The following is a 14810-nucleotide window of genomic DNA, read 5'->3' on the forward strand; positions in this document are numbered from 1 at the left end:
ATCCAATCACCGCCTTAACAAAATAAAGAAAGCGCCCCTTTCGGGAACGCTTCTGCTCATTAACCGTATATCGCCTACGGCTTTATTATACCACTTATAAGTCAATACAGTACTGTCAAATTCCTGTCAAATTCCTGTCAATTTCGTTTTTTCCTAAATGCCTATCAACTTCAACTAAAAACTGATCTGCATTTAACATAACTTCCGCTATTCTACCAACGGCTTTTCTGCGTTCTCTATAAAAATCCGATTCACTTAATCGCATGTGCTCCCAACAGCTCTGATTTGTCCAGCATTTGACATACTTTAACTTGACAAGTTGCCGCTGATCATCTCCAAGTGAGTCAATAGCAGCGTCCATCATTCTTACTTTTGATTGTAATACAGGAAGCTTGTCCTCTTCGATAAGGATAATGGCTGCTCGTAAACTTGTACTATCGCTCGTAGTTCCTGATCCTCCGATTCCCGGACTATAACCTGCTGTAATTTTACTGCTATGGTCATTTTGATTTTCGAGCATTACCTCAATTTCTGCTTTCCACTTAGTTAAGTTATAGAGCCATCTTTCAGCTACTTTAAAAGCAGCGCGTATAATTTCATCAGCCAAGCTGAACTCACTTCCTTTGCGGTCACGTTATCTCCAGTTTATCCACACTTACTCCATCCACACACTGGGCAGTGAACGCATCCAGATTCGTGGATCAGTTTATTACCACAACATTGGCAGGTGTTATTATTGTCGGTCATCTGTCTTGGCCTCCTCAACCTCCCAGTACAAGTCCATATAGTTCCATGCTTCTTCCACGCAGGCTTCTCTAATCTTTTCTTCCGTGGCATCGTCTTCAATCTTGAATTCCCCAGTATGCTCTGCCCCAGGGCCAAAGCCGGTTGACAGAGTCCACTTGAATTTTTTTCATAAGCCTAATCCTCCTTCGGCTTCCAGTTAGAGAAATCAGTGCATGTATCGCAGGGATCGGCACCAAGTTTTTCAAGTGCTTCGTTTGTCATAACGTCATACAGGCATTGATGGCATTTTTGCTCGATCATTCTCAGTTCTTCCTCATTCCCCTTAAATAGGTTCTCTGATTTCCTATTTTCCGAATATGGTTTCCAATCATTCTCCATCGACATGATAAACTTCATAGCCATTGCTGCAACTTGTACGGCCTCGGCTCTCATATTCTTAACGTCTGGTTTATGCTTTTTCACTTCATCCCAAAGCTCGTCAAGTTCCTCAAGAATGACTCCGTATCCCTCAATGCCGTGAATTAAACAAAGGCCACTTCGCCATGGACTTTTGGAGTTCCTCACTGACATCAGCCCCTATTTTATATAGTGAATCGTTATACTTATCATTCATACGACTATCCCCTTACTTTCTCATAAACATCTCTGGCGGCTTCTCATCCGTCACCTTACCAACCCTGGTAAGCTTAAAAACAAGCATTAGATCAATCTTCAGCGGGCTTAAATTATTTCGCTTAATATCGTCCCATTCTTTATCATTCCACTCTCCAGGCATCAACGTGTAGCTCGTTTGAGTCTTTGTGATCTCAGCCCCACCACAACGGATACCATGAAGCAAGAAATATAATTCGTGTTCTTTAAGATGCCAGCAGTTATAGAGCACAATTCCCCAAAGTCGATGATCTCTTACTAAGTCTGGCCTTGGATCGCTTGGATGATGATCTTCTTTATTCATACTCTTCATTTTTGCCCAACTCATAGTATTCAACGTAGTCATTCCAGTCATCTAGATCTAGTCCTAAAGATTTCGCATCGTAATAGTCACACTTTGAATAAGGTGCATCAGCGGGAACATCTGGTAAATGATCATATTTACCCATGAAAAACTACCTCCTCAAAGACTCTCAATGACCACATAGATTCCCGGGATCTTTGCCCAAAACTTCTCAATGATCTCGCTAGCAACCAGAGCGTCATCCGTCCAAAAACCAAGATCCGTCATAACATCCTTAAGCATTTTTTGCAGATTATCCGTATCAGGCTTGGTTGTTTTGTATTCACCGTCCTGATGCTTACCCGTCATCGGGAAACACCACTTCACCAACAACCTGATTGGACCTGTGTATTTTTTCTCCGGCTTATGCCCTGCAAGGTTCGCTTCAAGTTTAGCTCTGGCGGCCTTAAGTTCTGTTGGGTTATAAAATACCGGTTTCCCCTTTTTGGTACTTGCTTTGATATTTACCTTTTTCTCTTGATGGGTTTCGGTTGGCGGGATCATCGGCATGAAAAATTCAGTTCTTGCCATAATTAATACCCCGCCATGTACCGCGTTCTGGATTGTAAACAATTAATGGTTCTCGATTATGATTTTTGCCTCGTACTACATCATAGACATATTGCAAAACTCCAGGCTGCTTAATAAGCCACTTAACAACTTCACTTTTGGTGATATCAAATTCTCCTTCATAACCTTTGCTTTTTAATTCAGGCATTTGTTTTACGCAAAGTAAATCATCACTTGTTTTAACCCATGCCATTTTACACACCTCTTGTTTTGTGTTATTTTTTTACAATTCTTCCAATTGCGTTTTTTCTTTCTGGACAACTTCTTTTAGTCACAGACAGGGTAAAGGGAGGCGTCGTGCAAGCTCACGCACGACTTCCTTACCCCTGTGACGGACGCGTGAGGGACAGACAGAAATGTATATATATACGTTTTTGTCCCTCATTTTGTCCCTGGGATTCTTAATGGACAAAAACGTGATTTGTGTTTTTGTCCCTAAGTTGTCCATAAGATTTCCTGAGGACAATTTTTAAGGACAAAAACGCTTTTTCTGTTTTTGTCCCTACTCTTGTCCCTAGGGACATTTTTGAGGGACAGGGACAAATTCCGTTTTTGTCCCTCTGTTCTTTATAGGGACAAAAGTTAATTTTCCGTTTTTGTCCCTGTCCCTGTCTTAGTAACAATACCTTCAGAAATGGTAAATCCACCGTGTTCCTGTATCCTTCTTCTAGCGGTTTTTTCACTTACACTCATGTATCTAGCGACCTCTTCAACGGTTACTTGCCCGCTGAAACTGCAAGCTTCGACGGCAACCTCAACGGATCGCTTCCTGTCATTAGCCTTAGATTCTTTCGGCTTTCTCTTACCTATAGCGCGTTTCCATGATGGACCCGATCCTTCAGACTCAACATCATTAAGACTACCAACCTCATCCACATAATGAATAGGGTAGTCAAACCACAAATTTACCGGATCGAACTTAGGGAACTCTCTCAAGGTACCGTCAATTCTCCAGGCTGTACGCTGCTTAACTGACCTTCTGGCGGCGCTGACTTCCTTCTCCATAGTTTTATACATCTCTGGATTTAAAAGCTTTTTAGTGACCTCAAGCATGACCTTTTCACTGCATAAATCATCCTGAGAGACTTCATTTTCCCAGTGCTGGACATGTTTTTTAAGCCAGGATTCGCATACCTTACAGACGGCCTTATTTTCTTCCTGTTTGAGAATATCTTCATTAAGTTCAAGTTCGATAAGGTCCATTAGTGCATCAGGATCCCGGGCAAATACTCCGGATCCCGAAGCACGGTCCATACTACGCTTATTGCCTTGGCTCCCTTTACTGTGATGGTGGCAATAGATCACGGCGGCTCCCAGCTCCGTACAGACTCTGTCAAACTGGTTGCAGAAGTTGGCCATCTGATCGGCGCTGTTCTCGTCGCCTGTAATGACCTTGTAGATCGGGTCGATGATGATGGCAATATAATTCTTCTTGGCAGCTCTTCGGATCAACTTAGGTGCCAATTTATCCATAGGGACAGACTTTCCACGGAGGTTCCAGATATCAATATTGCCTAAGTTCTTTGGCTCCCATCCTAACGCTTGATATACATCCTTAAAACGATGAAGGCAGCTTGGCCGGTCAAGTTCTAGGTTAACGTACATAATCTTCCCCTGAGTACAATCCCAACCAAACCATTTGCGCCCTTCAGCAAGGGCACAACATAACTCAATGAGGGCAAATGACTTACCAGCTTTAGACGGTCCAGCCATAAGCATTTTATGACCTTGTCTGAGAACATTATTAATCAGTGGCGGCGACAGCTCGGGAAGATTATCCCAAATACTAGCCATGCTTTCGGGCTCTGGAAGATCGTCGTTGATGCCTTCAATCCATTCCTGCCAGTCTTTCCAATTCTCTTTACCTATGTTGGTATCGACTAGGAATTGCTTTTGACCGTTACGCATAACCCCGGGCATCCGTGAAAGTCTTGAGGGATTACGGTTTTGTGTATCTACATTGAGACCATTCTTTTTAAGAATTGAATAAAGGTAATCAACACGTTTCCGATACTCGTCATAGTTGGCGGCCTCAATCTTCACGATGGCATGAAGGCTTTTCTTTCCGCTGTGAACAAGGCAGGCCACTGGAAGTTCTAGTTCTCGGATAATGGCATTTTGCTTGTCGATTTCCATGTCATCCGACTCAACTAGGGCATATCGAAAGTCTGTAACGTTCTCATTCTTAACACCATTACCATCTAAGGGATTGAACCGAATCCATGCCCCAACTTCCTGTTTGTAATCTCCCAAGACTGATCCAATATCACCGTTACACTGGTTCAATTGCTGAATTAGCTCCCCGGCTGTACGATCCCAGCAACCCCTAGTAGGAAGGTATTTACCATCCTTCTCCCAGCTTTCTGTGACATAACCAACGTTCTCTGAAGCTTCAAACAAGATTGAGAGATATTTAATTAACTCTTCAACAGGATTCCATGAATTAGGTTCATTGATCTCTCGGCCTTCGATCCAGTTCTTATTGATAACCACGAGCTCATCTTTATTGCCAATGATAGCGTTCCATTCTAGTTCATAGCTTTCGGTATTTCGCTCTGGCCTCCATCCCTGGTCCTTGGCTAATTGAACAATCGTTCCACCTGTTACCGGCTTTGTTGTCCCGCGAAAGCTATCCCATTTCTTGAAGCACTCGCCGGCATGATATCGCTTAACGTCCCGTCGGCTCCAGGCATCCCAATCGGAAGCAGTATGACCTGCTTCTTTTAGGGCCATACCGACGCTTGTCCATTCTTGATAATTCAGCATTGCCGGGTCGACATTATTTAGTGCTTCAAGCAAGTCATACTGCTTTTCCAAAGTTAGGCCTCCAGTCTCTTAATAAGTTCAGGAACTAAAATATTCTGCAATGACCATTCGTAAGTTGATTCTGAAACATTAACTCTACAATTGTTTAGGTTATGCTTTACTGCCTCTATCAGCGCCTCATTATTAAGCTTAGTGTACAGTAGATGGAATCCTGGTGAATTAGCTCTTGCGCTGTTGTACTGTTCAAGCGTTATGCTTCCGGAAGGAGTATTTTCGATATCGATTTCAATTCCATCGATTGAAACAAAAGGCTTTATTGTTGGTCTCTTTATCTTTGTTTTGAAATCAATCATGTTTTGTCACCTGTTTTCCTGTGAATCTCAAGAATCCATTCAGGGGCTGTAACGAACTCAAATTCTCCTGGCTTTACACCCATATATTCACCGTTATCGCAGAGACCAGAAATTGCTCCGTTCGGATTGGTCATTGCATCGTATTCTAAGCCTTGACGTAAAATAGTCCCTGGTTTAGCAAGAAAAATAAAGTCTGGACGAACATTTTGAAGCATTCTAATTTTAATTTGCGCTTTCATTTACATCTCCCACTCAAAATCAGACTTCGGCACAACCTCTGGTTTATACTCATGCGGATTAATATCATGCGGCACTCGCCAGCCATGGGCAGCAATTCGATCAATCAGTTTTTTAGCTGTCTCAAATTGCCAAGAGCCTACATGCTGGAATCCTTTACCTTCCAATAATCGTATCTGTTTCGGTGTCGTTAATCCTTCTTGTCGTCTCTTATCAAGTCGATCAAGGATCTTACCAGCTTTACCTGCACTCTCAATTTGATCTGGGAAAATACCTAATTTCTCAAGAGTCTGAACTTGTTTCTCACTTGGTGGACCCATTTCCCATCCGAAGGCCGGTACATAACCAACGAGGTCTTCGGCCTGAATGCTCATTTCGAACTGTAGCGGATCCACGAGCTTACGCTTACGATTCTTCATTTCTTGGAGTTGTTTAGCCAACGCTTCTTCTCTGGCGAACACTGCGTCCTCAGTGGCTTTCACTTCAGCTTCTTGAATATCGATAGGGCAACCGGCTTCTTCAATGTTCTTAGTCATAATCTCGGCGACTTCTTGAGACTCGCATATCAAGTGTGCAGGATGGCAGAGTTCATGGCGTTCTGTGTGCCAAAGGAAATCTAAGATTAAGAGATAATCTTTGCCATCGAAAAGGCGGGTACCGCGCCCGACCATTTGAACATAAAGACTTCGAATCTTTGTTGGTCTTAATACGACGATGCAATCCACTGAAGGACAGTCCCAGCCTTCCGTAAGTAACATGGAGTTGCAGAGAACATTGTATTTACCATCTTCGAAGTCTTTAAGCACTTTCTCACGGTCATCATTAGTCCCATTAACTTCTGCCGCACTGAATCCCTTAGAATTTAAGATATCTCGAAATTTTTGACTGGTTTTGATCAATGGCAGGAAGACTACCGTTTTTCGATCCATGCAGCACTTCGCCATTTCTTCAGCGATCTGATAAAGATATGGGTCAAGGGCATTTCCTAAGTCTGATGATTTGAAATCTCCTGCCTGCTGGCTTACTCCGGAGAGATCCAGCTTAAGAGGTATTGTCTGAGCTTTAATGGGGCAAAGATAACCTTCTTTAATAGCACGAGGTAATGGGTATTCATAGGCTAAAGTTTCGAAATACTGCCCAAGGTTTCGCATATCACCTCTGTCGGGTGTTGCAGTAACTCCGAGTACCTTGGCCTTATTAAAATAGTTAAGGATTCTTTGATAGCTGTCTGATAGGCAATGATGCGCTTCATCAATAATGATTTTGTCGAAGAAATCTTGTGGGAATTGCTTGAGCCGACTTTCCCTCATAAGTGTTTGCACGGACCCAACAACAACCCGGTACCAGCTTTCAAGACATGAGCTTTCAGCTTTTTCAACTGCGCATCCTAGGCCTGTGGATTTCTTCATTTTGTCGGCTGCCTGATCAAGGAGTTCGCCCCGGTGGGCGAGTATTAAAACTCGCTCACCTTCTCGAACACAATCCTCAGTGATCTTTGAAAAAACAATCGTTTTGCCGCCGCCTGTAACAAGCACTATAAGAGTTTTTTGAATCCCATTATCCCACTCTTTGAATACAGCATCTTTTGCCTCGGCTTGATAAGGTCTTAAGTCCATATCTAAAAGCTCCCTGCTTTAAAGCCTTTCTGGCTGTTTTGTGGACCTTCAGGTGGCTCGTAAAACTTCTTAATCTCATTGAAGGTCATTTCAGAACCATCATCTTTCTTCCATGTTCTAATACCGACCTTCGCTCTGCCTCCCGAGCCAACAACCTTATTCCAGTTCATGCTAACTCTTTCACCTTTTTTTCGTTGACCAATGGCTGTAAAGAACGCACAGAGCATTCCTTCAGTTTTTGAATGCAAGAATAATTGATGCTTGATTACCGCAACGCCCTCTGATCCTTGGACCTTGATATGAATAACTGCTTTAGGGCATGGAGGAAGTTTTTCGCTTCCACCATGATGTGCCCTTTCAAATTCAATAACCTCAAAATCATAATCGCCTTCAGGCAATGTCACAAATTCTGGACCATCGTTTTCTATTTGATCATCCCAACCTAATTCGCGTTCTTCATTCATTAGTCTCTCGCTCCCTTTTTATTCTTTTACTAAATACACTCCACAAAACTCCATCATCCTCGCACAAATCGGGCAGGGCTCTGGATGCTCATCACTATCACAAACCAGGTATAATTTGCAGCCCTTCAAACTGTTTAAATTACTGCTCATCCCAGCTGTCAACAATGCCATTTGTTCAGCGTGTATCGAGTGACACTCGCCATAATCGCCCGTATTGTGAGGAATATTTTTACGAGCACATACTTGGCAGGGTATCTTACTATGATTAAATCCAACCGAGATCATGTGACCTACTGGGTTAACAATCACACAAGAGTATTTTCTACGGAGGCAGTTTGATGACGAAAGATAACGTCTCGCTTCAGAAAAATAATTCATCATGATCACCATCCTAGAATGGAATATCATTCCTAATTGCCTCGATCATTTTGAACACCTGAGGCCAAGCCCCTACAAGAACACCACTAATGAATTCTGGATCATAATTCGAGATTGGTGTATTTTGAGGGTAATATCCTTTACTGGCAACGGCCTGCTGTATTTCCTCGACCGTAACCTTATTGGCAGCCATTAGATCTGCTAATGCCTTAGGAACACCTGTTAAGTCAATTGGCTTTTCATCTTTAGGTTGCTCTGTTTTTGGATGGTCTTCTTTTGGAGGATCCTGTTTAGGAGGATCAGCCGGCGGGGTATCCATTTTGAGTTGTTCTTGAGGTGGTTCTTCTTTAGGCGGAAGAGTTTCATAGGCTGGCTTAGGCTTAGTATTCTGTATCGCTACTCCAGCGGGGATAATATGAGCTATTTCATCAAAGCTAAATGATAGCTCATCCTTCAGATTGTCGCGGTTCTTAGCATCCCAACAGTTATGGTGGGTTGTGTACATGACACGTTTACCGCCCTGTGCTTTGTTTTTACCGCTCTGAACTCCTTGACCATCTACATTAACTACGTAAGTTTTATAATTTGCGAAGAGTACTGTATCTGCCCATTCCCGGAGTAAGGGAGCTGTCTTCTTTTGTAACTTCATTTCCCATCGGTCATAAGCTCCCATTTCGTCCGGTTGTTCAAACTTCCTCATTTGAGCATGAGCAGTAAATACCACATTAACTCCGACTTCGATAACTTCTTCCAAGAGGTTAAGTAAGCGCCCGAATTCTTCAGCAAGATAAACATATCCCTTACCATATCCAAAATCCTCAATGCCTGATTTACGGGACTTGGAACAAAGTTCACTAATACAAAGGATTTCTGCCCAGTCAGCAGTATCAATGACCAACGTGCTTAATTCCTTCGGGTTATTCTTGAAGTATTTAACCTGTTCGAGCAGCATAGTCCAACTGCTAGGCTTGGGAGTTCTGGCAACATTTAATTTTTTAGTGCTTCCTTCAGTATCAATGAAAATAGGATTTGGGAATTGTGAAGCAAAGGTTGACTTACCAATACCTTCAGGTCCATAAATCACTACTTTCTGAGCACTTTTAATTTCACCGCGGATAATTTGCATTAAGATTCAACCTCCTCGCGTTCCAGGATATTACTTGCTTCGAAATCAGCAGTAGTTAAAAGAGCAACTAATGGAGTAATTTTATTAGCATTGTTGAACGACCATCTTCCGGAATAATCGCTAAGATCCCAAGCCCCCATATGCCAGCGAATTGCTAACTTTTCGTTATCAGTAAGCTTTATAAAGTCTTGTAAAATACTTATTGATTTTTCGCCATGGCCTAGGGGTAGCTGGTCCTTGATGGAATATACAATTGGCAATTCCTCTGTGAAGGCAATACGAGGGCTATTCTTGAGCCAATTAATCAAGATAGTTGCAGTTGCGGTAGGGATTGATCTCAATAATTTACCGTCAGCGCCGAAAAGTTTTGTAGTATCATCTAAATCAATTTTTGCATGCTTTTGATTCTGATCCCAAAGATTACAAAGGTAACTAAATTGAGCATCACTACAGGGATCGCCGCCTTCTTGATAAGAATTAACTTTGCATAGATCATGTCCCAAGCCACAAATGGTTATCGTATCTCTTGGTACATCTAATCCAAAGCGATTAATTTTTTCGTATAGCAAGTTGTAAACATGTAAGCTATGCTCAGCTAATCCACCTGGTTCCGCTAAATGATGCTTCGTAGAACATGGGGCTTTAAAGAAATCGGATTCATTTAGAAAATTGATAAGCTTATCGATACCTGGTCTATTAACAAATCCCCAAAGGTTTAAAATAACTTCTTTATGGTCGACGCTAAGCAATCAAAATTCACCAACCTTCCATTTTGGAGTTTCCTGAATCGGTTCATCTGCTGCTTTATCAGCACCCACGACATAACCGTCTTCGATTAAGATACTGCACTCATCACCGGTGCTTACTCTGGTTGCAATGGCTTGAAGGCCTTCTTGCTCAAGCCACTGACCAAATTCCTTAAGGCTATCAAGGTCCATTTGCTCCAGCTTGTCCAAGAGAACAAAACCACATTTAGGATTAAGTTTCCGGACAATTGCAGTAGATACCTTGAGTTGATCAGCTCCAGACATTCCATCCCATTTGCGCCCGTTGTAAGTAAGTTCCCCATCTACTACAGAGAGACCAGGAAGAGGTAAGTCGGCATTCTGAAGGAGATCTATCCTTGATTTCCTGACAGCGTCAATCTTAGTTGTGAGAGAGTCGTATTGGGTGGCATAATCCCGGGCATCTTCTTCAGCCTTGTCTTTGTCGAGATTAGCCCTTACTTTTCTGTTAATCTCTTCAATATTTGAAATATTGGCTTCAAGCTCTGCAGTTGATTCATCGTGAAGGTCAAGAGCGTCCTTTTGGGCAATCTCTAAATCAGCATAAACATTGTCTTGCTGCTGTTTAAGTTCTCTTAGCTGTTCTGCCAATCGCTGAATGCTTTCACTTAATGATTTATGATCATTGCGAAGTTGTTCAACTTTAAGCCGCTTTCGTTGATTCTCACCATTCTGAGCCAGGATATCTTGCTGTTGTTTAATAAGCTCAGATACGGATATTAGTTCTTTTGGCGCTTCCGAAAAGTATGGTTGCTCTTTAGCAAATTTTTTCTTTTGATCTGAAATTCTGCCGATGGCCTGACGCTCGCTGTACAGTTCCTTTTCTTGCCGTTCAAACTCCTGAAGCTTGTCTCCTACACCAATAATTTGAAGCAACGTGTTAGCCTTTTCTTTTGGACTAGCTTGAATAAATTTTGGTAAGTTCAAAGCAAGTTCTTCTACAAACTCATTCAGGAGCTGCTGGCCGCCTTTATTACCGCCAGGATCAATAACCTTTAAATCGCTGTTCTTACCCTTGCGTTCAACGACCAAACCGTTAGACATGACCATGTGAAGATTAGGAGGAATCACCGATCCCTCTCGCTGAGGATCAGAAGGCTTATATGCATTACCGCCCAGGGCCCAGGCAATAGCATCAAGTACAGAGGTTTTACCTTGTCGATTCTTACCACCAATAACAGTTAACCCGTTTGCTGTCGGCTCAATCTTGACAGCTTTAACACGCTTGACGTTTTCGATTTCGAGCTTATTTATTTTAATGCTCACGCTTTTTCCTCCGTTTCTTTTGAAATAATCAGCATGGATATTACTACAACTCCCACGAACGCACCGACAAATAGCCCGACTATCAGTCCTTTCCAGAACATTGCGTATACCCTCCAATAACTTTATAATTAGAATGTAAATTAACATTTTTTCTAGAGAGCCCCGGCCAGTGCAATGACCGGAGCCCTTTTTATTTGTTGGGCAAATTTGACTTATTCCAAGACTACAACGCGGCCTTCATTGATCAGGGCTTCTAAGGCGCTTTCGAAATACTCTTTTATTCTTTCACGGGCTTGCAATCGCCACGCCCCACCATCGGCTTCGAAGAGAGCAACCTTGGGACCTTCCTGCATCCGGACTAAGAATTCACTTTCTGGCTGATTAACTTCAAGGAATGCGCGGTAAGGAGTAAGTTTTATGATATTCGGTACCGTAACGTTGCCCATAGTAGCAATTCCCGTTCTGGCGACGACCTGTTGAGAGAATCCATCATCACTGGTTGTTTTAACTGCTTCCTCCGTGATATTTCCGAGCAACTTGATAAGCTCATCTCTTTCTTCTGCGGTAACAAAGCAACTCTTCAGATGAATATTCATGGATTCCAATCCAATAAAGGTATTGAGTTGAAGCTTAGGCACCTCTGCTCCGGCAGCATACAATCGCTTACGATCAAGGTTCTGATCTAGGGAACTATATACAGAAACTTCAGTTGGGCCCTCAACCTGGATAATGATCTTAAGGTCAGCAATGCGAGGATGATTAAGTTCATTTAGAACAAGATCGACAATGGCAGCGAGGCTTTTTGCCTTTACGAAATCCGGCTCGAGCTCAGGAAGCTTTGTAAGACGTTCGTTAGAATACTTGGTATTGTTGTGTTCGATGATTTGAACATCGCGAAAACTCATAATGTATTGAAGGGCTTCTTTAATCATTGACATAATTTACACACTCCTAATTTAAATTAATGAATTTAAAGAACATCGGGATAAAACTTAGGAATTAATTGCATTTAGCTTAATTACATTTGTCACTTGATCTTCGCTGAATACTGCCATTTGGTTAGGATCGTTCTTAAGAATTTCTGAAGCACACGGATTACCGTTTCTATCCTGATCAACCATGATGCTCGTTGTAATGGATTTAATCGGGGCTGTTGTAGCCTTAGCCGAAGCTGAAAGTTTAACAACATTTCGATTTTCATCCGGTTTGAATGTAAGAGTAACGGTTAATTTTCGGGCTGTTGTAGCATCCGTATTAGGATCCAAGATATTGGCTAAAACTACGCCTGTTTCATTCATAACTTGCTCTTGGATAGCACCTTGAGCTAATTCCAAGATGTTAACTTCTTTGGTTAATGGCATTTTTTCTCTTCCTTTCATTTTAAGTTTTGGTTATTTGTAAAAGATTGGCGTTACATTGTAATCACCACCTCAAAAAACTAAATTATTTAATGCGGGCATCACACTCCTTTCATTATTGTTTTTTCCTTATCTCCACCCACCGGCAAACGTCGATATACCAATAAAAGCATTCGCCCTTATATTCACACTGTTTGCATTTACATGGGCCACCTTTACACTGTAGGCATTTACACAATCGCGCTTTCCTCCTTCATCCTCTTATTCCCGACATTCCTCTTAATCCGTGCATAAACAACGTCCATACCTAACCCGAAAATGTCACCGATTTGCTTGTAAGTTAATCCTTGTTTTCGGTACCGTTTCATTAGGGTTAAATCCTCTGGAAGGATGATTCTCTTAACTAAATCAGGATGAGGACTCGCAAGCTTTGCAAACGATGTCTCGGGAAGGTATCCGCCTATTATCGATAAAGCAAGAGCATAGTAGTTTTCCTGATTCATCCAGCCTCACGTCGTTTCCAGCTTCTAACTTCGCCGGTATCACGATGAATGATTTGAAAAAATGAAGGGGTATTTTTTGTGACAAACCAGTCTTCGTGGTTAAGGCCAAATAGCGTGATTCTTGCTTTTTGCTTGGCGTTGGGTTTGCGTCCATGTTTCACGATTTACCACCTCTGGTTTTCTTTCTCTCACCGATTTTGTTGTAAATATCCGCAATAATAATCCCTGTTCTTGTTAAATTAACATCGCTCTGGATCAGATTCTTTTGATTTAGCCTTACAAGTTGCTGGCGGGAAACAAGGATTAGATTATCCGGATCAAAATTACCTTTGTTCCCGTCACCGAAAATCACTACATGGTTCTTAGGAACTGGACCATTCGCAGACTCCCAAATCAAAACGTGCTTGGATTTCCAGTTTTTATTTAATTTACCGTCCGCAATTTTTACTTCGATATATCCATCCTTGCTTAACCTTTCAGTTCCTATCGGTACCCAATTGGCTGGCTTATGCCCCTTCTTGAATTGAGTCGGCTTCATTCCTGGGTAGCTAACTCCTTTTCGGCCTTTGTTAAAAGGGATATGGCCTTTTTTGAATTGCGTTGGTTCATAGCCTTTGTTGAGTTTTGTATCCCTGCCGTTGTGCAGGCCACGTCGATCAGCTAACGAAACCATTGCAGGAACGCTTAAGTTCATCCCAAACTTTTGATTAAACATGTCCGTTAAATCCTTAAAGCTTGTTCCAGCAATATGAGATCTTACAAATTCGATTTGATCCGAGTTATATTTACGATTCATAATCAACCCTCAGGTACAAATGCTTCACGCAGCATTGCTGGCATTTTCTTGTTGTCGCCGCCAAGGTACTCATCTTTTGCTTTTATCGCATCAAGGACTAACTTGCCGTTATTAATAATTTGAGTGGCAACCTGAGTGATAGCCTTTGATCTTTCGATTTCCTCTGAGAGCTTATCGCCCTTAATGTCCTCATCGCCTAAGCGCTCGAGTTGGGCAAATAAATGATTATTCAGATCTCCAAGTGAGTTCTTCAAACTTCTCCCTCCTTAGACGTACCGTATTACCTGAGCTCAACAGCTCTGCAAAATGATTTTTCCGGCGGAATATCTCGAGTAGTTTTCTTAGCACTTTGAGACCTCCAGGAGTTCGGGGTTTTCGTAGATGTTGCCGATGACTTCTCTGTCTTGCCAAACGTTATTAAGCAGCTGGTAATAATTATCGTCACGGTTTAATTCCCTTCTGGCTGCTTTTATGTTTCTTAGCCACCAAGCAACTCTATAGTCATCCCAAATTACTTCATAGATTCCAGGCTTATAATCGCCTGTGATTTTTACGATATCTCCCTCATAAATTTCAGCACCGTTCTTGTCTTGGAGTCCGGTGAATTGACCAATTGTTTTGGAATCAACCTCGTGGGATTCAATCATGCTACATCCAATAGGACGTATGATTAAGGAAAAATGACTGGCTTTATAAAAACTAACACCGCAAGATAAATAACCAGTAAACCATTCTTCGCTATCGACTCGCTTACCACGAAACTTAATCTCTCGACTCATCTCCGCCCTCCTTTATATCTCCACAACATGTATCTGTGATAATGATTAAGATCACTCCTGCGAGATATCATT

21 protein-coding genes are annotated in these 14810 nt (G+C 42.1%); all 21 read right to left on the reverse strand.

Annotated elements, in window-relative coordinates:
* Positions 1-115: 115 nt before the first annotated feature.
* A complete protein-coding gene (locus tag B5771_RS11050; protein WP_088187559.1) occupies positions 116-607 on the reverse strand; it encodes a hypothetical protein in 492 nt (163 codons plus the stop codon).
* Between the two features lie 314 nt (positions 608-921).
* Positions 922-1311, reverse strand: a complete 390-nt coding sequence (locus B5771_RS11055; protein ID WP_088187560.1) for a hypothetical protein — start codon at positions 1309-1311, stop codon at positions 922-924.
* Between the two features lie 61 nt (positions 1312-1372).
* Positions 1373-1711, reverse strand: a complete 339-nt coding sequence (locus B5771_RS11060) for a hypothetical protein (RefSeq protein WP_088187561.1) — start codon at positions 1709-1711, stop codon at positions 1373-1375.
* Positions 1695-1847 carry a hypothetical protein gene (locus B5771_RS24295; RefSeq protein WP_172408245.1) on the reverse strand — a complete coding sequence of 51 codons (153 nt, stop codon included), beginning with the start codon at positions 1845-1847 and terminating at the stop codon, positions 1695-1697. The genes B5771_RS11060 and B5771_RS24295 overlap by 17 nt, the downstream gene beginning before the upstream one ends.
* Positions 1848-1861: 14 nt before the next feature.
* Positions 1862-2272 carry a RusA family crossover junction endodeoxyribonuclease gene (locus tag B5771_RS11065; RefSeq protein WP_088187562.1) on the reverse strand — a complete coding sequence of 137 codons (411 nt, stop codon included), beginning with the start codon at positions 2270-2272 and terminating at the stop codon, positions 1862-1864.
* A complete protein-coding gene (locus tag B5771_RS11070; protein WP_088187563.1) occupies positions 2259-2504 on the reverse strand; it encodes a hypothetical protein in 246 nt (81 codons plus the stop codon). The genes B5771_RS11065 and B5771_RS11070 overlap by 14 nt, the downstream gene beginning before the upstream one ends.
* Positions 2505-2893: 389 nt before the next feature.
* Positions 2894-5128: an AAA family ATPase gene (locus tag B5771_RS11075; protein ID WP_088187564.1), complete on the reverse strand. Its 2235-nt coding sequence runs from the start codon at positions 5126-5128 to the stop codon at positions 2894-2896.
* A 2-nt stretch (positions 5129-5130) separates the two neighbouring features.
* On the reverse strand, positions 5131-5430 hold the full coding sequence (locus B5771_RS11080) for a hypothetical protein (RefSeq protein WP_088187565.1): 300 nt from the start codon (positions 5428-5430) through the stop codon (positions 5131-5133).
* A complete protein-coding gene (locus tag B5771_RS11085) occupies positions 5427-5669 on the reverse strand; it encodes a hypothetical protein (RefSeq protein WP_088187566.1) in 243 nt (80 codons plus the stop codon). The genes B5771_RS11080 and B5771_RS11085 overlap by 4 nt, the downstream gene beginning before the upstream one ends.
* A complete protein-coding gene (locus B5771_RS11090; RefSeq protein WP_088187567.1) occupies positions 5670-7283 on the reverse strand; it encodes a DEAD/DEAH box helicase in 1614 nt (537 codons plus the stop codon).
* Between the two features lie 2 nt (positions 7284-7285).
* Positions 7286-7747 carry a DUF669 domain-containing protein gene (locus B5771_RS11095; RefSeq protein ID WP_088187568.1) on the reverse strand — a complete coding sequence of 154 codons (462 nt, stop codon included), beginning with the start codon at positions 7745-7747 and terminating at the stop codon, positions 7286-7288.
* Between the two features lie 391 nt (positions 7748-8138).
* The gene (locus B5771_RS11105; RefSeq protein WP_088187570.1) at positions 8139-9251 is read right to left on the reverse strand and encodes an ATP-binding protein; all 1113 of its coding nucleotides are present in this window, start codon (positions 9249-9251) and stop codon (positions 8139-8141) included.
* Positions 9251-10000 (reverse strand): hypothetical protein, encoded by a 750-nt coding sequence (locus B5771_RS11110; RefSeq protein ID WP_088187571.1) that lies wholly within the window; start codon positions 9998-10000, stop codon positions 9251-9253. The genes B5771_RS11105 and B5771_RS11110 overlap by 1 nt, the downstream gene beginning before the upstream one ends.
* Complete coding sequence (locus B5771_RS11115; RefSeq protein WP_088187572.1) at positions 10001-11302, reverse strand: AAA family ATPase; 1302 nt, start codon at positions 11300-11302, stop codon at positions 10001-10003.
* A 212-nt stretch (positions 11303-11514) separates the two neighbouring features.
* Positions 11515-12240 carry a hypothetical protein gene (locus tag B5771_RS11120; RefSeq protein ID WP_242966818.1) on the reverse strand — a complete coding sequence of 242 codons (726 nt, stop codon included), beginning with the start codon at positions 12238-12240 and terminating at the stop codon, positions 11515-11517.
* A 54-nt stretch (positions 12241-12294) separates the two neighbouring features.
* Complete coding sequence (locus tag B5771_RS11125; RefSeq protein ID WP_088187573.1) at positions 12295-12663, reverse strand: hypothetical protein; 369 nt, start codon at positions 12661-12663, stop codon at positions 12295-12297.
* A 227-nt stretch (positions 12664-12890) separates the two neighbouring features.
* A complete protein-coding gene (locus tag B5771_RS11130; protein WP_088187574.1) occupies positions 12891-13163 on the reverse strand; it encodes a hypothetical protein in 273 nt (90 codons plus the stop codon).
* Entirely contained in the window at positions 13160-13324 is a 165-nt protein-coding gene (locus B5771_RS24300; protein ID WP_172408247.1) for a hypothetical protein, read from the reverse strand. Before B5771_RS24300 ends, B5771_RS11130 begins: the two co-directional genes overlap by 4 nt.
* Positions 13321-13959, reverse strand: a complete 639-nt coding sequence (locus B5771_RS11135) for an HNH endonuclease signature motif containing protein (RefSeq protein ID WP_088187575.1) — start codon at positions 13957-13959, stop codon at positions 13321-13323. The genes B5771_RS24300 and B5771_RS11135 overlap by 4 nt, the downstream gene beginning before the upstream one ends.
* A 2-nt stretch (positions 13960-13961) precedes the next feature.
* Complete coding sequence (locus B5771_RS11140; RefSeq protein ID WP_088187576.1) at positions 13962-14213, reverse strand: hypothetical protein; 252 nt, start codon at positions 14211-14213, stop codon at positions 13962-13964.
* 87 nt (positions 14214-14300) lie between these two features.
* Positions 14301-14738, reverse strand: a complete 438-nt coding sequence (locus B5771_RS11145) for a YopX family protein (RefSeq protein ID WP_088187577.1) — start codon at positions 14736-14738, stop codon at positions 14301-14303.
* Between the last annotated feature and the right edge of the window lie 72 nt (positions 14739-14810).

The sequence above is a fragment of the Desulfosporosinus sp. FKA genome, from assembly GCF_002196785.1.
GTDB lineage: Bacteria > Bacillota > Desulfitobacteriia > Desulfitobacteriales > Desulfitobacteriaceae > Desulfosporosinus > Desulfosporosinus acididurans.